Source organism: Streptomyces sp. MAR4 CNX-425 (assembly GCF_048656465.1).
Taxonomy (GTDB): domain Bacteria; phylum Actinomycetota; class Actinomycetes; order Streptomycetales; family Streptomycetaceae; genus Streptomyces.
On sequence record NZ_JBMDLF010000009.1, the window covers coordinates 127116 to 147904 of the forward strand.

General features: G+C 75.1%; 20 protein-coding genes. 10 read left to right on the forward strand and 10 right to left on the reverse strand.

The features are described 5' to 3' along the window. The first annotated feature begins 53 nt into the window (after positions 1–53). From ACHZ99_RS24195 to ACHZ99_RS24210, 4 genes are all read left to right on the forward strand, one after another. Positions 54–1295 (forward strand): L,D-transpeptidase, encoded by a 1242-nt coding sequence (locus tag ACHZ99_RS24195; RefSeq protein WP_420306836.1) that lies wholly within the window; start codon positions 54–56, stop codon positions 1293–1295. 115 nt (positions 1296–1410) lie between these two features. Next, a complete protein-coding gene (locus tag ACHZ99_RS24200) occupies positions 1411–2178 on the forward strand; it encodes an enoyl-CoA hydratase/isomerase family protein (protein ID WP_420306837.1) in 768 nt (255 codons plus the stop codon). 262 nt (positions 2179–2440) lie between these two features. Further along, positions 2441–3022 (forward strand): ATP-binding protein, encoded by a 582-nt coding sequence (locus ACHZ99_RS24205; protein ID WP_420306838.1) that lies wholly within the window; start codon positions 2441–2443, stop codon positions 3020–3022. A 51-nt stretch (positions 3023–3073) separates the two neighbouring features. Beyond that, positions 3074–3550, forward strand: coding sequence for a PaaI family thioesterase (locus ACHZ99_RS24210; RefSeq protein ID WP_420306839.1), 477 nt, complete (start codon positions 3074–3076; stop codon positions 3548–3550). Positions 3551–3588: 38 nt separating this feature from the next. On the opposite strand, the gene ACHZ99_RS24215 is transcribed toward ACHZ99_RS24210, so the two are convergent. Together ACHZ99_RS24215 and ACHZ99_RS24220 are read right to left on the reverse strand one after the other, a co-directional pair. Next, entirely contained in the window at positions 3589–4161 is a 573-nt protein-coding gene (locus tag ACHZ99_RS24215; protein ID WP_420306840.1) for a TIGR03086 family metal-binding protein, read from the reverse strand. Positions 4162–4248: 87 nt separating this feature from the next. Further along, positions 4249–4512 carry a hypothetical protein gene (locus ACHZ99_RS24220; RefSeq protein ID WP_420306841.1) on the reverse strand — a complete coding sequence of 88 codons (264 nt, stop codon included), beginning with the start codon at positions 4510–4512 and terminating at the stop codon, positions 4249–4251. Between the two features lie 146 nt (positions 4513–4658). On the opposite strand from ACHZ99_RS24220, the gene ACHZ99_RS24225 reads away from it, so the two are divergent. Next, on the forward strand, positions 4659–6416 hold the full coding sequence (locus tag ACHZ99_RS24225) for a GAF domain-containing protein (RefSeq protein ID WP_420306842.1): 1758 nt from the start codon (positions 4659–4661) through the stop codon (positions 6414–6416). Between the two features lie 130 nt (positions 6417–6546). Here ACHZ99_RS24225 and ACHZ99_RS24230 read toward each other — a convergent pair whose 3' ends face one another. Continuing rightward, entirely contained in the window at positions 6547–7242 is a 696-nt protein-coding gene (locus tag ACHZ99_RS24230; RefSeq protein ID WP_420306843.1) for a response regulator, read from the reverse strand. A 198-nt stretch (positions 7243–7440) separates the two neighbouring features. Here ACHZ99_RS24230 and ACHZ99_RS24235 point away from each other — a divergent pair, with 198 nt between their 5' ends. The 3 genes from ACHZ99_RS24235 (at position 7441) to ACHZ99_RS24245 (ending at position 9595) form a co-directional block, all read left to right on the forward strand. Then, on the forward strand, positions 7441–8070 hold the full coding sequence (locus ACHZ99_RS24235; RefSeq protein WP_420306844.1) for a hypothetical protein: 630 nt from the start codon (positions 7441–7443) through the stop codon (positions 8068–8070). Between the two features lie 230 nt (positions 8071–8300). Further along, positions 8301–9014, forward strand: coding sequence for a S1 family peptidase (locus tag ACHZ99_RS24240; protein WP_420306845.1), 714 nt, complete (start codon positions 8301–8303; stop codon positions 9012–9014). A gap of 83 nt (positions 9015–9097) precedes the next feature. Continuing rightward, positions 9098–9595: a hypothetical protein gene (locus tag ACHZ99_RS24245; protein ID WP_420306846.1), complete on the forward strand. Its 498-nt coding sequence runs from the start codon at positions 9098–9100 to the stop codon at positions 9593–9595. A gap of 11 nt (positions 9596–9606) precedes the next feature. On the opposite strand, the gene ACHZ99_RS24250 is transcribed toward ACHZ99_RS24245, so the two are convergent. Beyond that, a complete protein-coding gene (locus ACHZ99_RS24250; protein ID WP_420306847.1) occupies positions 9607–10341 on the reverse strand; it encodes an ANTAR domain-containing protein in 735 nt (244 codons plus the stop codon). 402 nt (positions 10342–10743) lie between these two features. Between ACHZ99_RS24250 and ACHZ99_RS24255 the strand changes: the two genes are divergently transcribed. Further along, complete coding sequence (locus ACHZ99_RS24255; protein WP_420306848.1) at positions 10744–11403, forward strand: LysE family translocator; 660 nt, start codon at positions 10744–10746, stop codon at positions 11401–11403. Positions 11404–11621: 218 nt separating this feature from the next. Here ACHZ99_RS24255 and ACHZ99_RS24260 read toward each other — a convergent pair whose 3' ends face one another. The 4 genes from ACHZ99_RS24260 to ACHZ99_RS24275 all read right to left on the reverse strand — a co-directional run bounded on the left by ACHZ99_RS24260 (position 11622) and on the right by ACHZ99_RS24275 (position 16347). Beyond that, positions 11622–12650 (reverse strand): DUF3800 domain-containing protein, encoded by a 1029-nt coding sequence (locus tag ACHZ99_RS24260; protein WP_420306849.1) that lies wholly within the window; start codon positions 12648–12650, stop codon positions 11622–11624. 161 nt (positions 12651–12811) lie between these two features. Continuing rightward, a complete protein-coding gene (locus ACHZ99_RS24265; protein ID WP_420306850.1) occupies positions 12812–13834 on the reverse strand; it encodes a hemolysin family protein in 1023 nt (340 codons plus the stop codon). Further along, positions 13831–15198 (reverse strand): hemolysin family protein, encoded by a 1368-nt coding sequence (locus ACHZ99_RS24270; RefSeq protein ID WP_420306851.1) that lies wholly within the window; start codon positions 15196–15198, stop codon positions 13831–13833. The genes ACHZ99_RS24265 and ACHZ99_RS24270 overlap by 4 nt, the downstream gene beginning before the upstream one ends. Positions 15199–15399: 201 nt before the next feature. Beyond that, the gene (locus tag ACHZ99_RS24275; RefSeq protein ID WP_420307004.1) at positions 15400–16347 is read right to left on the reverse strand and encodes a LysR family transcriptional regulator; all 948 of its coding nucleotides are present in this window, start codon (positions 16345–16347) and stop codon (positions 15400–15402) included. A gap of 186 nt (positions 16348–16533) precedes the next feature. On the opposite strand from ACHZ99_RS24275, the gene ACHZ99_RS24280 reads away from it, so the two are divergent. Next, positions 16534–17184, forward strand: a complete 651-nt coding sequence (locus tag ACHZ99_RS24280) for a snapalysin family zinc-dependent metalloprotease (RefSeq protein WP_420306852.1) — start codon at positions 16534–16536, stop codon at positions 17182–17184. Positions 17185–17382: 198 nt separating this feature from the next. Here the strand turns inward: ACHZ99_RS24280 and ACHZ99_RS24285 are convergent, their stop codons facing one another. Further along, positions 17383–19254 (reverse strand): chitinase, encoded by a 1872-nt coding sequence (locus tag ACHZ99_RS24285; RefSeq protein WP_420306853.1) that lies wholly within the window; start codon positions 19252–19254, stop codon positions 17383–17385. Between the two features lie 159 nt (positions 19255–19413). Continuing rightward, the gene (locus ACHZ99_RS24290) at positions 19414–20742 is read right to left on the reverse strand and encodes a DUF2252 domain-containing protein (RefSeq protein WP_420306854.1); all 1329 of its coding nucleotides are present in this window, start codon (positions 20740–20742) and stop codon (positions 19414–19416) included. Positions 20743–20789: the final 47 nt, after the last annotated feature.

Genomic DNA, 20789 nt, shown 5'->3' on the forward strand with positions numbered 1-20789 from the left:
CGGTTCTCGCGCGGGGGAATCTGGCTCGGTGCGGCCGAGGGGAGACAGCGGCGTTGAAGGTGGAGCGGATACGAAGGGGACGTACCCGGAACAGCTTGTCGGCGCTGCTGACCGGCGTCGTGCTCGTCCTGGTGGCGGCGTGCGGGGGATCCGGCGGCGGAGGCGGCGACGAGGACGAGGGCGGCTCCAAGGGCTCGGGCGGCGCGGGCGGCGGCGCCCAGAAGTCGTCGCGTGCGGTCGTCGAGATCTCGCCGAAGGACGGCGCCGACGCCGTCGGCACGCAGGGCGAGCTGAAGGTGACCGCGGCCCGGGGCAAGCTCGTCTCGGTGACCGTGTCGGACGAGGAGGGCGCCGAGGTCGAGGGGAAGATCTCGAAGAACGGCGCCGAGTGGCGGCCCGCCGCGCACCTGCGCACGCAGACCAAGTACAAGGTGCACGCCGTCGCGCAGGACTCCGACGGCCTGGAGGCCGTCAAGGACGCCTCGTTCACCACCGTCGTGCCGGAGAACTCCTTCATCGGCTACTTCACGCCCGAGGACGGCAGCACCGTCGGCGTCGGCATGCCGGTGTCGATCAACTTCAACCAGCCGATCACCGACCAGGCGGCGGTCGAGAAGGCCATCGAGGTCACCGCCGACCCCGGCGTCGAGATCGACGGCCACTGGTTCGGCAACCAGCGCATCGACTTCCGCCCCGAGGAGTACTGGGAGCCGGGCACCAAGGTGACGCTCAGCCTGCGCCTCGACGGTGTCGAGGGCGCGGAGGGCGTCTACGGCCAGCAGCACAAGGACGTCAGCTTCGAGATCGGCCGCCGCCAGGTGAGCACGGTCGACGCCGAGAGCAAGAAGATGAAGGTCGAGCGGAACGGCGAGGTCGTCAAGACCATCCCGGTGACCACCGGCGCGCCGTCCACCCCGACCTGGAACGGCAAGATGGTGATCACCGAGCAGTTCGAGGTCACCAGGATGGACGGCGACACCGTCGGCTTCGGCGGCGAGTACGACATCAAGGACGTACCGCACGCGCAGCGCCTGTCCACCTCCGGCACCTTCATCCACGGCAACTACTGGGCCGGACAGGCCACCTTCGGCTCGGCCAACACCAGCCACGGCTGCATCGGCCTGTACGACGCGCGCGGCGGTGCCGACAAGTCGACACCCGGCTCGTGGTTCTTCCGCAACTCCCTGATCGGGGACGTGGTCGAGGTGAAGAACGCCAAGGACGAGATCATCGCCCCGGACAACGGCCTCAACGCCTGGAACATGTCCTGGGAGGAGTGGACCGCGCCGCAGTAGCCGCCCGCCCGGGCCGCCGTACCGCGGCCCGCTCCGGCGAGACGTCCCGCGGGGCCCGGTGTGTGAGCAAGCGCACCGGGCCCCGCGGCGTTAGCGGCCGCTAACGTGGGGTGCCATGACTGCATATCTGGAGGCCGCCGACGGCGTCGGTACCCTGCGCCTGGACCGCCCGCCCATGAACGCCCTGGACATCGACACCCAGGACCGTATCCGCGAACTCGCCGCCGAGGCCGCCGGCCGCGACGACGTGCGCGCCCTGGTGGTGTGGGGCGGCGAGAAGGTCTTCGCCGCCGGCGCCGACATCAAGGAGATGCAGGCCATGGACCACGCGGCCATGGTCGCGCGGAGCCGTGCGCTGCAGGAGTCCTTCACCGCGCTGGCGCGGCTGCCCAAGCCCGTCGTCGCCGCCGTCAACGGCTACGCCCTGGGCGGCGGTTGCGAGCTGGCGCTGTGCGCCGACATCCGGATCGCCGGCGAGAGCGCGAAGCTGGGGCAGCCGGAGATCCTGCTCGGGCTGATCCCGGGCGCGGGCGGCACCCAGCGGCTCGCCCGGCTGGTGGGGCCGTCGCGGGCCAAGGACCTGATCTTCACCGGCCGGATGGTCGCGGCGGACGAGGCGCTGACGCTGGGGCTCGTGGACCGGGTGGTGCCGGACGCGGAGGTGTACGAGCAGGCGCACGCCTGGGCCGCGCGGCTGGCGAAGGGGCCGGCGATCGCGCTGCGGGCGGCGAAGGAGTCGGTGGATCACGGGCTGGAGGCGGACCTGGAGACGGGGCTGGCGCTGGAGCGGAGCTGGTTCGCGGGGCTGTTCGCCACCGAGGACCGGGAGATCGGGATGCGCAGCTTCGTGGAGAAGGGGCCGGGCAAGGCGGAGTTCCGCTGAGCCGCCGCGGCCGGGCCGCGACGCTCCGTGACCGCTACCCCCGCCCGGGGGTAGCGGCCGCCTTAAGCAAAACTTAAGCGATGGGGGCGGTCCGGTGGCGCGCAGGCGCCGGTGGGAGGGGTGTTCGTGCAGCTCAGCGGGGCACGCCCGGGCCCGTACCGCACTGGCATATGCCCCCGGACGCTCACGGAATGTAGGCTTCCGCGGGACTTGTTGGCGCGGAAATGCTCCCAAAGCCGTCCGTCCGCGCCATCATGAGGCCATGGCGGGCCTTGAGGAAGTCGAGCAACTCCACCGGGACCAGGCGGCACATCCGGCCGCCGTCGTACGGCGGTCCCGAAGGCCCCTGCCGCGACCGCTGCCGTCGCCCGCCTACCGGCGCTTTCCCACCACCGCGCCGGGCGGCGGGCCCGCCGGGGCGGCCGTGGCCGGCCCCATCGAGCTGTGGGGCAACCCGGCCGTCGACGAGGTGCGGCTGCCCTCGCGGCCCGAGTCCGCCGCGGTCGCCCGCCGGCTCGCCGAGGCGGTCGTCGTCGGCCACTGGGGGATGTCGCCGCGGTTCGCGGAGCTCGCCGTGCTGCTGGTCTCGGAGCTGGTCGGCAACGCCGTACGGCACACCGGGGCGCGCACGTTCGCGCTGCGCATGTCGCGGCGGCGCCGCGGCATCCGGATCGAGGTGCGCGACCCCTCGCGGGCGCTGCCGTGCCTGATGCCGGTGCGGGACATGGACACCAGCGGGCGCGGGCTGTTCCTGATCGACCAGGTCGCCGACCGCTGGGGGGTGGACCTGCTGCCGCGCGGCAAGTGCACCTGGGTCGAGCTCCGGCTGCCCGACCCGGCCTAGGTTCCCTCCGTACCTGGAAGCGCAGCTCAACAGCCGTTACCGTGTGGTCACATGACGGACCCCGGGATCGACTTCGCCCAGCAGGTGCTCGACAAGCAGGCGTTCAGCCGGCTGCTCGGCGCCCGGATCACCCGGTTCGCGGACGGCGCCGCGACGCTGGAGGTGGACATCCGCGACGACCTGCGGCAGCAGTACGGCTACGCGCACGGCGGGCTGCTCGCCTACGCCGCCGACAACGCGCTGACGTTCGCCGCCGGCACGGTCCTGGGCCCGGCCATCATCACCGGCGGCTTCTCCGTCCAGTACCTGCGGCCGGCCCGGGACGGCACGCTGCGGGCCGAGGCGTACGTCGTCCACGCGGGCCGGCGCCAGGCGGTCTGCCGCTGCGACATCTACGTGGTCGACGGCGCCGGCGCGGAGGACGCCGGGAGCGGCGCCGGCGACGGGCCGGGCGAGCTGTGCGCCGTGGCGCAGGGCACGATCCTCACGGCCCCGGAGCGCACCGCCCCGGAGCGGACCGGCACGTAGCCCCGGGCGGCGACGGGCCCGCCGGACGCGCCCGCCGCTCAGGCGCGGCGGCCCGTGAGGCCCAGCAGCCGGGTCTGCGCGTCCGCGTCCGGCGGCACCGGCACCGGCTCGGCGAACAGCCCGCTCGCCGCCAGCGCCGGGGCCTGCGGCTCCACCTGCCGCAGCGCGAACTCCGCCAGCTCCGCTGGCAGCGCGTCGTCCGCGCCGATGCCCCGGGCCAGGTCCCAGGAGTGCACGACGGCGTCGACGGCCATCTCCGCGCAGTACGCCTCGGCGGGGCTGTCCCCGTAGCTCAGGTGCACCGTACGGGCCAGGGCCACCGGCTCCGCGAAGGCGGCGCGGGCGGCGGCCGCGGCGTCGTCCCAGACGGCCACCGGGTCGTCGCCCAGCTGGTCGCCGTCGAACCGGTCGCCCAGCTCCTCGATCGTGTCCCCGGCGAGCAGCGGCGGCACCCACAGCTGCTCCACCGTCATGTGGTTGACGAGATCCCGCACGCTCCAGTCCGCGCACGGCGTGGGCCGCGACCACTGGCCGGGCCGGACCCGGTGGACGTGCCCGCTGAACAGGTCGAGCGCGGCGGCGTGCAGGGCCAGGATCTCGTTCACTGCCATGCGCCCACCGTAAGGCCGGGCACTGACAGCCCGCCTGCCGAGCGGACCCCCGCTCCGCCCCGGCCCGTCCGCCGGCGGACACGTCCGCTAGCGGTCCGGGGCCTCATCCGGCCGCTCCTCGCCGTCGTCCGGGTCGCGCTCGCGGTCCGCGCGCCGGTCCGTGCGCTTCCCGCCCCGTCCGCGCTCCTCGCGCTCCCCGTGCCCGTCCGGCAGCAGCACCCCGCCGTGGCCCTCGCGGCCCAGGCCCAGGCCCCGTTCCGGGCCGTCGTCCGGCCGTCCGCGCGCGCCCCGGTCACGCGGCGTCCGGCGGGTGTCCTTCTTCTCCCCGTCGCGGGCTCGCTCATCGCTCATGGCATCCACAGTGCGCGAGGCTCTGCGCGGCCTCTCGCCGCATCGTGCATTCGGGTGACCGGGAACGGCTCCCGGAGGGTGACGACGTGGCTACGGTGGTGCAGGGGGATGCTGTCTGACCACTCGGGGTCCTGTGGGGGGATGCGATGGCGACAAGCGGACAGAGCGGACAGAGAGGCGGGCCGCTGCCGCGGCTCCAGCTCGACCAGCTCCTCGACGAGCTGCAACTGCGCATCGACGAGGTGCGCGGCACCCGGGATCGCGTGCACAGCCTGCTGGAGGCCGTGCTCACGGTCGGCCGGGAGCTGGATCTGGCCCAGGTGCTGCGCCGGATCGTGGAGGCCGCGGTGGCGCTCGTGGACGCCGAGTACGGGGCGCTCGGCGTGATCGGGCGCGGCGAGCGGCTGGCGCAGTTCATCCAGGTGGGGATCTCCGTCGAGCAGTACGAGCGGATCGGCCCGCTGCCGCGCGGCCACGGCGTGCTCGGCGAGGTGATCCGGCACCCGGAGGCGCTGCGCATCGCGGACCTCCAGGACCACCCGTCCTCGTACGGCTTCCCGGACGCCCACCCGCCGATGCGCTCCTTCCTCGGCGTGCCCATCCGGGTGCGCGAGGAGGTCTTCGGCAACCTCTACCTGACGGAGAAGCGCGGCGCCAAGGAGTTCGACGGCGAGGACGAGGCCGTCCTGCAGACGCTCGCGGTGGCCGCGGGCGTGGCGATCGAGAACGCCCGGCTGTACGAGGAGGCCCGCCGCCGGCAGCGCTGGATCGAGGCCAGCGGCGAGGTGACCAACACCCTGCTCTCCGGCGCCCACGAGAAGGAGGTGCTGGGCCTGATGCTGGACCGGGCCCGCAAAATCCTCCGGGCCGACCTCGGCACCGTCGCGCTGCCCGCCGAGGGCGCCGACGGGCTGCGGATCGTGCTCGCCCAGGGCAGCGCCGCGGCCGAGCTGGAAGGGCGCACGCTGCCCATGAAGGGGACGCTGTCCGGCGCCGCGTTCACCCGGGTGGAGCTGGCGATCAGCGACGACATGACGGAGGACCCGCGGGTGCACGCCAGCGTGCTCCCGGCCCGCGGCCTCGGCCCCGCGGTCGCCGTGCCCCTCGGCGCCAGCGACGGGCTGCGCGGCGTGCTCCTCGTCGCCCGCGAGGTGGGCGGCGAGCGCTTCGGGCCGGAGGAGGCGGACGCCCTCGTGGGCTTCGCGGGGCAGGCGGCGGTGGCGATGGAGCTGGCCCACCGGCGCCGGGACGCCGAGCAGCTCGCGCTCTACGAGGAGCGCGACCGCATCGCCCGGGACCTGCACGACCTGGCCATCCAGCGGCTGTTCGCCACCGGCATGACGCTCCAGAGCGCGGTGCGCTTCGTGACCCACGCGGAGGGCGCGGAGCGGCTGCTGCGCGCCGTCGACGACCTCGACGAGACCATCAAGATCATCCGTACCACGATCTTCGGCCTGCGCCGGCACGCGCGCGGACCGGCCGCCCAGGGGCTGCGGCTGCGGGTGCTCAGCCAGGTCAAGGACTCCGTCGCCGCGCTGGGCTTCACGCCCGCGCTGCGCACGGAGGGGCTGCTCGACACCGACGTGCCCGCGCCGGTCGCCGACCACCTCGTCGCGGTGCTCGGCGAGGCGCTGTCCAACGCCGCCCGGCACGCGGGCGCGTCGAAGGTCGAGGTCACGGTGGTCGCCGGGCAGGGGCTGGTGGCGCTGACGGTGAGCGACGACGGGCGCGGGGTGCTCCGCGGCGGGCGGCGCAGCGGGCTGGCCAACATCGCGGAGCGGGCCCGGGAGCTGGGCGGCGAGCTGACGCTGGACCCGCCGGCGGGCGGCGGCACCCGGCTGGTGTGGCGGGTGCCGCTGGACCCGCGGGCGGCGCCGGACCCGGGCGGCGCGGCGGACGCGTAGGGGCCGGACGAGGCGGCCGGGAGCACACCGGGACGCGGCCGGGGGCCGGTTGCCGGGGCCGGGGGCCGAGGCCGGGGTTGGGGCCGGGGTTGGGGCGGTCTGCCGGGGGACGCCGTAGGGCTTCCCCCGGTCACAGTCCCGGGGGCCGGTGCGCCTTGCTGGCCAGCACCGCCGCCTGGATGCGCCGTTCGACGCCCAGCTTGGCCAGCAGCCGCGAGATGTGGTTCTTCACGGTCTTCTCCGACAGATAGAGCCGCTGCCCTATCTGCCGGTTCGTCAGCCCCTCGCCGATCAGCTCCAGCACGTCCAGCTCCCGCGGCGACAGCGCGGCGAGCACCTCGTTCTCCGGCACCGCCGGGGCGTCGTCGCGGCGCAGGCTCGTCATCAGCCGGGCCGTGGTCGCGGGGTCGAGCATGGACTGCCCGGAGGCCACGGTCCGTACCGCGGAGACCAGATCGCCGCCCTTGATCTGCTTGAGCACGTACCCCGACGCGCCGGCCATGATCGCGTCCAGCAGCGCGTCGTCGTCGTCGAACGACGTCAGCATGAGGCACGCCAGGCCGGGCATCCGCGAGCGCAGCTCGCGGCAGACCCCGATGCCGTCGCCGTCCGGCAGCCGTACGTCCAGCACCGCGACGTCCGGCCGCAGCGCCGGGCCGCGCGCGAGCGCCTGCGCGAACGTGCCCGCCTCGCCGGCCACTTCGATGCCGGGTTCGGCGTCCAGGAGGTCGCGCAGGCCGCGGCGCACCACCTCGTGATCGTCGACGAGGAAGACCCTGATGGGCGGGGCTGCGGAGGACTGCCTTTCCACTGACACGTCGGGCACCTTTCGGCTGCTGCGCGGCTGGCTCGATCGTCCTCGGCCGCCGTGGCCGGGGGTAGGGCCGAACGGACCCATGGTCCGTGGCGCAAGGGGCACCCGGATGCTACGGCCGTATGACGGCCCCGGGGGCGTTCTCGCCGGAACCGGGGCGAAGGTGCGACAGTCGAGAGGAGAGCCTTTACCGGGGCGTAAGGGAAGTGGATGGGGGTGCCGATGGGCGCGGGCGCGGGGCGCGGGGGACACCGCCCGGTACGCAGAGTGTGGAGCCGGCGCAACCCCTTCCGCCGGCGCACGGACGTGCTGGAGGGCTGGGCCGCGTGGGGCGCCTTCGCGGTGTTCGCCGTCGGCGGCACCGCGGCCGGCTGGGGCGCGGCGTCCGCCGTGCACGGGGAGTTGAGCGGCCGGAGCGCGGAGCGGGAGCGTACGACGGCGGTTCTGCTGAAGGACGCGCCCGCGCCGACGGGGCCGCGGAGCACCGCGTGGACGGGCGGCAAGGTGCTCACCGAGGTGCGCTGGCGGGACGCGGACGGGCTGCCGCGGACCGGCCGTGCCCGGGTCACCGGCGGGCTGCCGGAGGGCGCGCGTGCGGAGATCTGGACCGACTCCACGGGCCGGCGCGCCGTGGACCCGCCCCCGCCGCCGGTGGACACCGGCGTGCAGAGCGCGGTGGCGGCGGGCGCCGCGGCCGGGGGGGTGGGGTGCCTGGCGTTCGGCTGCCGGACCGCGCTGCGGGTGCGGCTGGACCGGCGGCGCGCGGCGGAGTGGGAGCGCGACTGGGCGCGGGTGGAGCCGTACTGGCGGCAGGGGAGCGCGGGGCCGTCCGAGCGGTAGCGCGCGGGCCGTTCGCGCGTACGGGCACGGGGACGCGCGGGGCGGAAGCAGGTGAGCCGGTACGGCGCGGACGTCCGCGCCGTACCGGCCCTCACCCCCACGCCGCGGCTCGCCGAGGCGGAACCAGCATCCCCCGGAGAACGGCGCGCCCATAGGGCCGAACGGCTCTTCTGTACGGGGCGCTCGGCCCGCGCGACAATGCGCTCGCCGACCCCACGACGGGAGGAACCGTGAAGTTGCGTCGCGCTCCGCTCACCCCGTACCCCGCCGCCCCCGTGCGGCTCTTCGCACCGGCCGCCGTACTGGCCGCCCTGCTCCTCGCGGTGCTCACCGCCCTCGCCCCGCCCGCCGCCGGGGCGCAGGACCAGGCCGTACGCGGCGGCGACACGCTCTACAGCAGCACCGGCGCCGCCTGCCCGGTCGCCTTCAACGCCTCGCGGGGCGCGGATCGCTACGCGGTGATGCAGGCCCCCTGCGTCAAGGACGCCGGCCCCGTCTGGTACGCGGACCCCGGCCGGACGATCGAGATCGGCCGGTCCGACGCGGGCTTCCCCGGCGGCGACTCCGCCGTGATCCGCTACACCAACCCCGACTACACCTATCCCAGCGAGCTGTCCTCCGGATTCGGCCAGCCGATCCCGATCACCCACGCCGCGCAGCCCACGGTCGGCGCGCAGGTGTGCGCCGTCAGCCCGTCCGCGGGCCTGCACTGCGGCGTCGTCGTCGCGGTGAACATCAGCATCAGCTACCCCGACGGGACCGTCTACCACGTGTTCCAGACCAACGTCTGCGCCGAGCCGGGCGGCGGCGGCGTGTCCGCGTACTCCGGCAGAGCCGCGCTGGGCGTCCTGGTGAGCGGGAACGGCAACTGCACCACCGGCGGCACGACGTTCTACCAGCCCGTGGTCGAGGTCCTCCAGGAGTACGGGCTCAGCATCCCCTGAGCCGTACGGCCGACGACCCCGGCCAACGGCCAACGGCCGCCGGGGACGGGGGCGTTGTCAGTGGGCTCCGCTAGAACTGATGTATGAATGCTTCGGATGCCCGACGACAGCACTGCGCCTTTGTCCACGCCGTGCTCCGCGACGTCGCCCTGACCGCCCCGGAGCGTCTGCTCGCCGCCGCGCTCGACGGCTCGCTGGACGCCGAGCTGCGGGCGCTGTGGCGGCGGGCGGGGGCGGGGCTGCCCCCCGCCGGGCAGGCGGTGGACGAGTGGCCGGCGGGCCGGCTCGTCGGCCGCTCGCCGGCCCACTCCGTCCTGGTCACGCCGCCGCCCGCGGTGGCGCCGCCCGAGGCGCACTTCGTGCTGGTCACGGCGGAGCCGGGGGCGCCGGTGCGGTATGCCACGCTGGAGGTGTCGCCCGACCCGGCGGGGCGGCCGGCGGCGATGCTGTGCCTGTGGGCGATGACGGCGGACGGCCCGGCGCACGCGAGCACGCTGCAGTTCCTGCCGCCGCGCGAGGACCGGTTCCTGGACGCCGCGATGGAGCTGCCCGGCGTGCCGCCGACGTTCGCCCTCTCCTGACCGGCCGGGTTTCAGCCTTCTTTCGCCGCCGGGTCGAGCCCGTTCTCGACGACCTCGCGGGCCACGTCGGTCAGCGGCCGGCGGGTGTTGCGGGCGTGCCCGCGCAGCAGGCGGAACGCCTCGTCGACGGCGATGCTCCGGCGCTGCGAGAGCGCGCCCTTGGCCTGCTCGATGACGACGCGGGAGTCGAGGGCGTTCTGGAGCTGCGCCGCGACGGCGGACCGCTCGGCGAGCGCGCGCTGCTGGAGTATCCCGATCGTCGCGACGTCCGCGAGCGCCCGGCCCAGCCGCAGCTGCGCGGCGGTCGGGGCGCCGGGCCGGTCGTGATAGAGGGTCAGCGCCCCGACCGCCGTGCCCCGCGCCCGCATCGGGGCGGCGGCGACGAGGACGAAGCCCAGCTCCAGCGCCCGGCCGGTGAAGCGGGGCCACTCGGCGCGCGCCCGCGGGTGCGCGAGCGCGGTGGGCGGCAGCTCCCTGGCGGTGCGCCGGCAGTCGGCGGCGGGGCCCTCGCCCCACTCCAGCCCCGCTAACTCCAGGGCGTGCGTGTGCTCGTCGGAGGCCGAGGCCGTCGGGGCGGTACCGGTGTCGGCGGCCAGGACGACTCCCGCGGCCGTGACGTCGACGAGCCGGGCGCAGTGCCGCGCAAGGCTGCGCACGTGCTGCTCGACGTCGAAATCGCTGACGAGGGTGTCGGCCAGCTCGACGAACGCGGCGGCCAGACCTTCCTCTCGCGACTCCTCGGACATGGGGTCGTCACCTCGTTTCGCGGCTGCTGTGCCGGCCGGATGCGCGGCCGGGCGTACCGCCGGAGGTCACGCGCGACCCGCTGCCCGCACGCGGGCGCGGGGGCTGAACTCGGGAGGGCTTCCCGGCCGAGCGTGGGCGCGCAGCGGGACGTGCTCCCAGCGATGGGCGTTCGCTCGTGCTCCGGCGACGGCCCACCGGGGTCCGGGGTGGTCGTGGCAGACCACACTAGACGGCCGCCGGGCGGGCGGCGAAGCTGCCCCGCGGAGGCGGTCGTTCAGGCGGCGTCCGGCCCTCGGACGGGGGCTGACGATGGCATATGCCAGACCGTGACGGCCGCGCGACGCACCCGGCACGCGGAATTCGGTCGCCCGGCGCGGGGGCGCGGTGCGAGTATCGCCGCCATGGTCGACATGTCCCTCCTCGCCGCCTTCATCGGGGCGATCTTCGTGCTCTCCATCACCCCGGGCCCCGACATGATGTTCATCGTGGCGATGGGCGGCCGCGGCGGCTCCGGCATGGGCGTGATGGCCGCGGCGGGCGTGGCGTGCGGCATGCTCGTGCACGCCGTCGCCGCCGCCCTCGGGCTGTCCGCGCTCTTCGGCGCGCTGCCGGTGCTCTACCACGTGCTCCGCTGGCTCGGCGCCGCCTACCTCCTCTACCTCGCCGTCCGCGCCTTCCGGGACCGCTCCGTGCCCGGTGACGAGGACGGCGCGGGGGACGCCGCCGAGGGCGCCGGCGGCCGGCGGACCGGGCCGCGGCCGCGGCGGGCGTTCTGGCAGGGCATGGTCACCAACCTGCTCAACCCCAAGGTCATCATGTTCAACATCGCGTTCCTGCCGCAGTTCGTGGACCCGGGCCGCGGCCATCTGCCGCTGCAACTGCTGGTGCTCGGCGTCACCGGCGTCGTGGTCGGCTTCTGCGTCGACGGCTCCGTGGGCCTGCTCTCCGGCCGGCTGTCCCGGGCGCTGCGCCGCAGCCGCCGGCTGGCGCGCGGGCTCAACGTCTTCAGCGGCACCGTCTTCGCGGGCCTGGCCGTACGGCTGGCGGCCACCCCGCGCTGAGCGCGGGCCCCGGCCCGTACGGTTTCGCGTCCCGCGAGGTGGTGCAGGCGATTCATGGGCTTCGCCCTCCGGTGCCGGGCTCGCGATGGTCTCTCCGTGGGCGCGGCACGCGCGGTGGCCCGGTCAGGGTAGGCCGAAGCACGCGGTGTGACCCGCGCGTTCCGGTCCGCTGATCGGCTGCACCGTCCGGCGGGACGCCATCCCGTACGGCCCGTATCTCACGCGGAGGTGAGCCCCGCCCGCCGGCCGGGGTCCGGGGCGAGCAGCGCCCAGGTGCGCTCGTCGCCCCACGCCGAGGCCGGGTCGAGGTACGGGCGCAGCAGCTCGTCCAGCTCGGGGTCGGCCAGCCCCGCCAGCGCGTCGGAGGCCCGCTTGCGCGCGATCCCGGCCAGGAAGTCGGCGAGCTGCACCCGCGGCTCGGTCTCCGCGTCGACGAAGCGCAGCGCGCGCAGCCGCGCGCGGGGCGGCCGGCACACCTCGGCGAGCCGCGCCACCCGCTCCTCCGTCAGCGCCGTCTGCCGGTCGTGCACGACGGTCACCTCCGTCCCGTCCCGCCCCCAGTGGGCGACCGCCGCGGCCAGCGCCGGCAGCAGCGAGTCCAGCGCGGGCACCGTGCGCGGGTCCGCCAGCAGCGCGGTGCGCAGCTCCTCCGCCCGCGGCCGCGCCCCCGCCACGAGCCGCAGGACGCGCCCGGCCTCGCCCGGCGCCCCCCGGCCGTGCAGCGCGTCCGCCAGCCGGAAGAAGCCGTCCGCCGAGGTCTCCGCGCCGCGGCGGGTGTTGACCCACATCAGCTCGTTGAACGCGGCGAGGAACGCCCGCCACCGCTCGGCGCCGTAGACGAGCGGCCCCTCGCGGTACAGCGCGCCCGCGGGTCCGCGCGCGTGCACGCCGCGCAGCATCGCCGCGGCGTCCGCCGGGTCGGTCCGGGAGACGAACAGGCCGACGAGGCGGGCGACGGCGAAGAACGCCTTCTCGGTCAGGTGCACGCGGGCGCGGCCGGGCAGCGGCCCGGCGGGGCCGAGGAACCACAGCATCGTGCCGCGGTGCTTCTGGCGCTGCAGGTGGTTCGCCTTATAGACGGTCGCGGGGGAGCGGATGCGGTCCCGCAGCTCGCGGATGCAGTCGGCCGCGTCGGCGGCCGGTACGGTCACGCCGGCGTGGGCGAAGACGTCGGTGACGCCGCCGACGAGGTTCTCGCCCTCGTAGCCGGACTCGTCGCAGAACAGCTCCACGGCGGGACCGTGCATGAGCCGCCTCCCGCCGTCGCCGAGAGCGCGACCGTACCGCGGTCCGGCGCTCGCGCACGAGGGGTTTTCCGCGCCCGCGGCCCCGCGGGCCGCGGCCGGCGGCCGCCGCGCGCGGCCGTGGCCCGCCGGCCCGGGCGCGCGGCCCGGGCCGGGCGGCGCGCTCAGGCCGCGGCAGGCGCGGGGCCCACCAGCTCCGACAGGACGTCCTCCATGGTGACGAAGCCCAGCACCCGCCCCTGGTCGCCGGTGACGGCGGCCAGGTGGCTGCCGGCCGCGCGCAGCGCGGTGAGCGTGTCGTCGAGCGGGGTGTCGACGGCGACCCGGGTCATCGGGTGCAGCGCCGCGCGCGGGAACGGCGCGTCCCGCTCCGTCACCCCGAGGGTGTCCTTGACGTGCAGGTACCCCAGCAGCGCGCCGCCCGCGTCGGTGACCGGGAAGCGGGAGAAGCCGGCCTCGGCGGCCAGCCGCTCCAGCCGGGCCGGGGTGACCGTGTCGTCGACGGCGGTCATGGTGCCCGCGGGCACCAGGATCTCGCCGACCGGCCGGGTGCCCAGCTCCAGGGCGTCCCGCAGCCGCTCGCCGTCGGCCGGCTGGAGCAGCCCGGCGCGGCTGGCGTCGGTGACCATCCGCGCGAGCTGGTCGTCGGTGAAGACGGCGGCCACCTCGTCCTTCGGCTCCACCCGCAGCAGCTTCAGCAGCGCGTTCGCGACGGCGTTGATGCCGAAGACCACCGGGCGCAGCGCGCGGGTCAGCGCCACCAGCGGCGGGCCGAGGAGCAGCGCCGTGGGCACGGGCGCGGCCAGCGCGATGTTCTTCGGGATCATCTCGCCGATCAGCATGTGCAGGTACGTCGCCACCGTCAGCGCGATGACGAACGCGATCGGGTGCACCGCGGCGTGCGGCACGTGCGCGGCGGTGAAGGCGGGCTCCAGCAGGTGCGCGATGGCCGGTTCCGCGACCGCGCCCAGCACCAGCGACGAGACGGTGATGCCGAGCTGGGCGGTGGCCATCATCGCGGAGAGGTGCTCCAGGCCGTAGAGCGTGATGCGGGCGCGCCCCGGCCCGCGGCGGGCCCGCGGCTCGATCTGGCTGCGCCGTACGGAGATCATCGCGAACTCCGCGCCGACGAAGAAGGCGTTCGTGAACAGCGTCAGGGCGCCGATCCACAGTTGCAGCGCGGTCACCGGCGCACCTCCTCGGCGGGCCGGCGCTGGTCGGGCGCGGCCGCCGGGCGCGCCGCGGCGCCGCCGTCCGGGGCCGTGATGCGGACCCGGTCGGCGCGGTGGTGCTCGACGGCCAGGACCTCCAGCCGCCAGCCGCCCGGGTGCACCGCGTCGCCCGCGGCGGGGATGCGGGCCAGCTGCGTGGCGATCAGCCCGGCCACGGTCTCGTACGGCCCCTCCGGGGCGTCCAGGCCCAGCTCCGCGAGCTGGTCCAGGCGGACGCCGCCGTCGGCCTCCCAGGCGGGCCGGCCGTCCGCGCCGACGCCCGCCGGCCGCAGGTCGGGCAGCTCGACCGGGTCGTGCTCGTCGCGTACCTCGCCGACGACCTCCTCCACGATGTCCTCCATCGTGGCCACGCCGGCGGTGCCGCCGTACTCGTCGATGACGACGGCCATCGTGCGCCGCTCGCGCAGCCGCTCCAGCAGCCGGTCGGCGGGCAGCGTCTCGGGCACCAGCAGCGGCTCCGCGGCCAGCTCGGTGACGCCCGTCGCGGCCCGGGCGCGGGGTTCGAGGGCGAGCACGTCGCGGATGTGCACCGTGCCGACGACCTCGTCCAGGCTGCCGGCGTAGACGGGGAAGCGGGACAGGCCGGTGGCGTGCGCGAGGTTCGCGGCGTCGGCGGCGGTGGCGCCGGCCTGGAGCGCCTTGACGTCGACGCGGGGCGTCATGACGTTCTCCGCGGTCAGCTCGTGCAGGTGCAGGGTGCGGACGAACAGCTCGGCGGAGTCCGCCTCCAGCGCGCCGCCCGCGGCCGAGTGCCGGGCCAGCGAGACCAGCTCGTCGGGCGTACGGGCCGAGGCCAGCTCCTCCGCGGGCTCCAGGCCGGCGCGGCGGACGGCGCGGTTCGCGGTGCTGTTCAGATGGCGGATGAACGGGCCGAAGGCGGCGGTGAAGCCGCGCTGCGGGCCCGCCACGGCCTTCGCCACGGCCAGCGGCCGGGCGATCGCCCAGTTCTTCGGCACCAGCTCGCCGATCACCATCAGCACCACCGTGGACAGCGCCACGCCCAGCACCGTCGCCACCGGCGGGGCCGCGCCGCCCAGGCCCAGGGCGGCCAGCGGGCCGCGCAGCAGGGTGGCGAGCGAGGGCTCGGCGAGCATGCCGATGACCAGCGAGGTCACCGTGATGCCGAGCTGGGCGCCGGAGAGCTGGAGGGTGAGCCGCCGGACCGCCTTCAGGGCCCCGTCGGCGCCCCGCTCACCGGCTGCGGCGGCGCGCTCCAGGTCGCCGCGCTCCACGGTGGTCAGGGAGAACTCGGCCGCCACGAAGATCGCGCAGGCCAGGGTCAGCGCCAGGGCGGCGAGCAGCAGAAGGATCTCGGTCACCGTGCCACCCCCGCCCCGTCGCTCGTCCTCCGGCGGGCTGTGGCACGGCTGGTACTGGGAGGTTCGCCCATTGCGGGACCGCTGCTCCTTCGTCGTCGTCGGGGGATGTCGGGAAGTGTCTCGTATCGATTGTCCCCGACACCAGGGTAAAGGGATGGTAAACCGGCTTGCGGGCCGGTGACCAGGCCGGAGGGGACCGGTTCAGGTGAGCAGCAGCGGGTTGTCGTTGCGGTGCAGCCAGCGCAGGTACGTCTCCGTGGACCTGGCCGCCTCCCGGTAGGCGTCCTCCAGCGCGGTGTAGACGGCGTGGAACTCCCCGTCGGTGGTCGACGCCGCCCGCGCGGCCAGCAGCAGCCGCACGGTCAGCGGGTCGCCGCGCAGCGGCCTGATCGCCATGCCGGGGCGCGGGGTCGACGTGGGCTGGCACGGGGTGACGGCCACCCCGGCCCGTACCAGGTCGGCACCCGTCAGATAGTCGCCCTGGATGACCCGCAGCTCCAGGCCGGCGCCGGCGAACATCCGGCGGATGCCGTGCCACTCGCCGTCCACGTGCGGGTCGACGACCCACGGGTGGCCGCTGAGGTCGGCCAGCGTCACCTCCTCGCGCTCGGCGGCGGGGTGCGCCGCGGGCAGCGCGACGAACTGCGGCTCGCGCCACAGCAGGGTGCGCTGGCCGACGCCGTCCGGTACGCGCAGCGGGACGCCGGTGACCTCGTGCACGAACGCGACGTCGAGCTGCCCCTCGGCGACCATGCGCAGCAGCGAGTTCGGCGAGGGGTCGACGCGGATGGAGACGTCCGTGTCCGGGAACCGGCCGCGCAGCCGGCAGAGCCAGCCGGCCACCGCGCGGTTCGCGGTGCTGCCGAGCCGCAGCCGCGGCCCGCTCTCCAGCGCGCGGGCCTCCTCGCGCGCCTCGCTGACCAGCGTGGCCATCTCGGCGAGTACGGGCCGGGCGCGGGCGGTGACGGAGCGGCCGAGCGGGGTCGGGTGGCAGCCCGAGCGGTCGCGTACGAACAGCCGGCCGCCCACGGCCCGTTCGATGCGGTTCAGCTGGGCCGTCAGGGAAGGCTGGGAGACGCCGAGCCACCTGGCCGCCCCGTGCACGCTTCCGGCGTCGGCGATCGCGCACAGCGCGCGCAGATGCCTCAACTCCAGCTCCACGCTTCGGGAGCATAGCCGGACTTTCTTGTCAGGGGCACTACACCTATGCGCCGTTCCGCCGCCGCCGCGGCCGGGATCGTACGCCGCTATCACCGGATGAGATCTGTCCCCGGCCGCCCTTCCGCCCGCAGACTCCCCACCGACCGACCAATCGTTCGTGAGGAGCGACCCCCCATGAAACTCTCCGGAAGACTGGTCTCCACCGCCCTGGGCCTCGGCCTGGCGCTGACCGGCCTGGCCGCGTCCCCGGCACCCGCGGCCGACCACCACGACCGGCAGCCGGCCCGGTCCGCCGCCGCCACCGGGTCCACCGCGTCCCCGGCGTACATCGGGCACGACAAGGGGCAGCAGAAGGAGTACCGGGCGTTCTTCGAGATGCTCCGGGACAAGGCGCGCGAGAAGCAGGCGGCCGAGCCCGGCTTCCAGGCCGTCACGATCACGTACAACGACGCGAACGCCCCGAACTACCAGGGCGACATAGCCCGGAGCACCCAGATCTGGAACGGCGCCACCAGCAACATCACCCTCCAGGAGACCTCCGGCGGCGGCGACTTCAGCTACCGCCAGGGCAACGACCCGCGCGGCAGCCACGCCGTCACGGACGGACGCGGCCACGGCTACGTCTTCCTGGACCTCCGCCAGACCCAGCAGTACTACTCGCTGCGCGTCGTCGCGCACGAGACCGGCCACATCCTCGGCCTGCCGGACAACTACAGCGGCCCGTGCAGCGAGCTGATGTCCGGCGGCGGCCCCGGGCCGTCCTGCATGAACGCCTACCCGAACACGTACGAGGCCGCCCGCGTGGACGCCAACTTCGGCTTCTGAGCGGGAAGCCGGCCGGGGCACCCCGCCGTGCCCGGTCCCGGCCCCACACGGGACCGGCGGGCCGCCGCCCGCGGGCCGCACGGCCCGGCGGCGCGACGGCCCGACCGCGCCCGCCCCGCGGTCCGCGGGGCGGGCGCGGCGCGCGTCCGGCCGCCCGGGGGCCGGCGCGCGCGTCCGGCGGGGCCGGGGCCCGGGGCGCTAGGGCCAGTAGGAGTCGAAGTTCCGGCTGAACTCCCGGCTGTTGAACCGGTCCCAGTTGATCGACCAGGTCATCAGCCCGCGCATGCCGGGCCAGGTGCCGTGCGTCCGGTACGAGCCGCAGTCGGCGCCCTTCGTCAGGCAGTCCAGCGCCTTGGTCACCTCGCCCGGCGTCGTGTACCCGTTGCCGGCCTGCGGGCTGGCCGGCATCCCGATGGCCACCTGGCCGGGGCGCAGCGCGGGGAAGAAGTGGTCGGTGTTCCCCGCCACCGGGAAGCCGGTGAGGAGCATGTCCGTCATCGCGATGTGGAAGTCGGCGCCGCCCATGGTGTGGTACTGGTCGTCCAGCCCCATGATCGGGCCGGAGTTGTAGTCCTGGACGTGCAGCAGCGTCAGCGAGTCGCGCAGCGCGTGGATCACCGGCAGGTACGCCCCGCAGCGCGGGTCCTGACCGCCCCACTGCCCGGTGCCGTAGAACTGGTAGCCCATCTGCACGAAGAACGTCTCGGGCGCCATCGTCAGCACGAAGCTCTCGCCGTACTTCGCCTTGAGCGACTTCAGCGCCGAGATCAGGTTGACGATGACCGGGGTGGTCGGGTTGCGGAAGTCGGTGTCGCCGTTGTCCAGCGAGAGGGAGTGCCCCTCGAAGTCGATGTCGACGCCGTCCAGCCCGTACTCGTCGATGATCCCGCCGACCGACCGCACGAACGCGTCCCGCGCGGCCGTGCTGGTCAGCTGGACCTGGCCGTTCTGGCCGCCGATGGAGAGCAGCACCTTCTTGCCGGCGGCCCGCTTGGCCGCGATCGCCGCCTTGAACTCCGCCTCGGACTCCACGTTCGGGCACTCCGCCTGCGGGCAGAGCCGGAAGCGGATGTCGCCGGAGGTCGGGGAGGTGGGCTCGCCGAAGGCGAGGTTGATCACGTCCCAGCTGTCGGGCACGTCCGCGAGCCGGGTGTAGCCCGAGCCGTTGGCGAAGGTGGTGTGCAGGTAGCCGACGAGGGCGTGCTCCGGAAGCGTGTTGCCGGGGCCGCCGCCGCCGTCGCGGGTGGTGGCGCTGACGGCGGCGGACTTGGCGGACTCGCCGGCGGCGTTGGTCGCGGTCACCTCGAAGCGGTACGAGGTCGCCGGGGTCAGCCCGGTGACGGTGGCGGAGGTGCCGGTCACGGAGGTGGCGCGGGTGCCGTCGCGGTAGACGGTGTAGCCGGTGGCGCCGCTCGACGCGCTCCAGGAGAGCGAGACGGAGGTGGCGGTGGTGGAGCCGGCCGACAGGCCGGCCGGGGCGGCGGGGACGGTGCCGGGGTCGCCGCCGGGGCCGGTGAGCGTGAGGTCGTCGGCGTGGTAGGCGGGCTGGCCGTACCAGCCGTGGGTGTAGACCGTCACGGAGGTGGTGTCCGGGCCGGTGGTGAAGGACGTGCCCAGCTCGGTCCACGCGGTCGCGGACGAGGTCCAGTCCGAGACGTCGGTGGTGCCCGTGCCGCGGGCGCCGAGGTAGGCGTACGAGCCCTGCACCCAGCCGCTCAGCGCGTACTGCGAGTCGGGCCGCACCGGGACGGTCTGGCTGCACTCGCCCCGGTCGCCGCCGGACGGCTGGACCTTGAGCGCCGAGGCGCCGGTGCGCACGGGGCTGGAGACCGCCGAGCCGCTGCCGGCGGTGCAGCTCCAGCCGTCGAGACCGGCCTCGATGCCGCCGTTGCGGAGGAGGTTCGGCGCGGCGGCGGCCTCGGGAGCGGCGGCGCCGGCGGCGGTGCCGGCGAGCGCGCTCGCGAGCAGGGCGAGCGCGGCGATCAGGGCCGCGAGGGGCGCGGCGGGACGGGAGCGGCGCCGGGACGGGCGCCTGGACGGGTGTCTGGGGAAGCGCGGGGAACGGTCCACAACTGCCTCCGGGGCTGGGGAGGTCGGGGCCTGGCGGGGGATGCGCGAGGGACAGGTTGGTCCAGACCAATAATGATGTCAAGGGGACGCGTACGCGTCAGGGCGCGCACGCCGTCCGCGTACGCGCCCCGGTGTCCCGCGCTTATGGCCGCCCCGCGCTCAGAGCCCGGCGATCCGCCCGTTGCGGAAGAGGTCGACGAAGATCTGGTGGTCGGCGCGCGCCCGCGCCCCGTAGCCGTGCGCGAAGTCCACCAGCATCTCGGTGAACCCGTCGGCGCCCGCCGAGATCGCCGCGTCGATCACCCGCTCGGTCGAGAACGGCACCAGCGAGTGCCCGCTCTCCGCCACGTCCGCCGCCGCGTGCATCGTCGCCGTCGCCCGGCCCAGGTCGCCCACGACGGCGGTGGCCTGCTCCGGGTCGTCGATGTCCGACCAGTCCAGGTCCACCGCGTACGGCGACACCTCCGCCACCAGCTGCCCCGCCCCGTCCAGCTCGGTCCAGCCCAGCCACGGGTCGGACGCGGCCTGGAGCGCGCGCTGCGAGATCACCGTGCGGTGCCCCTCGTGGCGGAAGTAGCCGCTGATCGCCGGGTCGGTGATGTGGTGCGCGACCGCCGGGGTCTGGCCGCGCTTCATGTAGATCACGATGTCGTTCTCCAGGGCGTCGCTGTGCCCTTCGAGAAGGATGTTGTACGACGGCAGCCCCGCGCTGCCGATCCCGATGCCCCGGCGGCCGACGACGTCCTTCACCCGGTACGCGTCCGGCCGCCGCTCCCGGCCGCCGGCGGGCAGCGTCTCCAGGTAGCCCTCGAAGGCGTCGAGGACCCGGGCGCGGGTGGCCGCGTCCAGCTCGATGGCCCCGCCGCCGGCGGTGAAGCGGCGCTCGTAGTCCCGTACCTCCGTCATCGAGTCCAGCAGGCCGACCCGGGTGTGCGCGCGGGCGGCGCGCAGGGCGCCCAGCAGCGGGCCGGAGGCGGTGTCGAGGGTGAAGGGCGGCACCTCGTCGTCCTTCGCGCCGGAGGCGAGGGCGCGGATGCGCTCGCGGTAGGCGTCGGCGTACGCGCGGACGAGGCCGGAGATCTGCCCGTCGCTGAGCGCCTTGGTGTAGCCGATGAGCGCGAGCGAGCCGGCCAGCCGCTTGACGTCCCAGGTGAACGGGCCGACGAACGCCTCGTCGAAGTCGTTGACGTTGAAGACGAGCCGCCCGTTGGCGTCCATGTACGTGCCGAAGTTCTCGGCGTGCAGGTCGCCGTGGATCCACACCCGGCTCGTCTGCTCGGTCAGGAACGGATCGGCGCCCCCGCCGGTCTGGAGGTCGTGGTAATAGAGGCAGGCGGTGCCGCGGTAGAAGGCGAACGCCGAGGCGGCCATCTTGCGGAACTTCAGCCGGAAGGCGGCCGGGTCGGCGGCGAGCAGCTCGCCGAATGCCGAGTCGAAGACGGCGAGTATCTCCTCGCCTCGCTGAGCGTCCTGGGTGTCCGTGACCATGCGGCTCACGATACCGGCGCGGTTCTCCGCCAGCGGGGGCGGCGTCA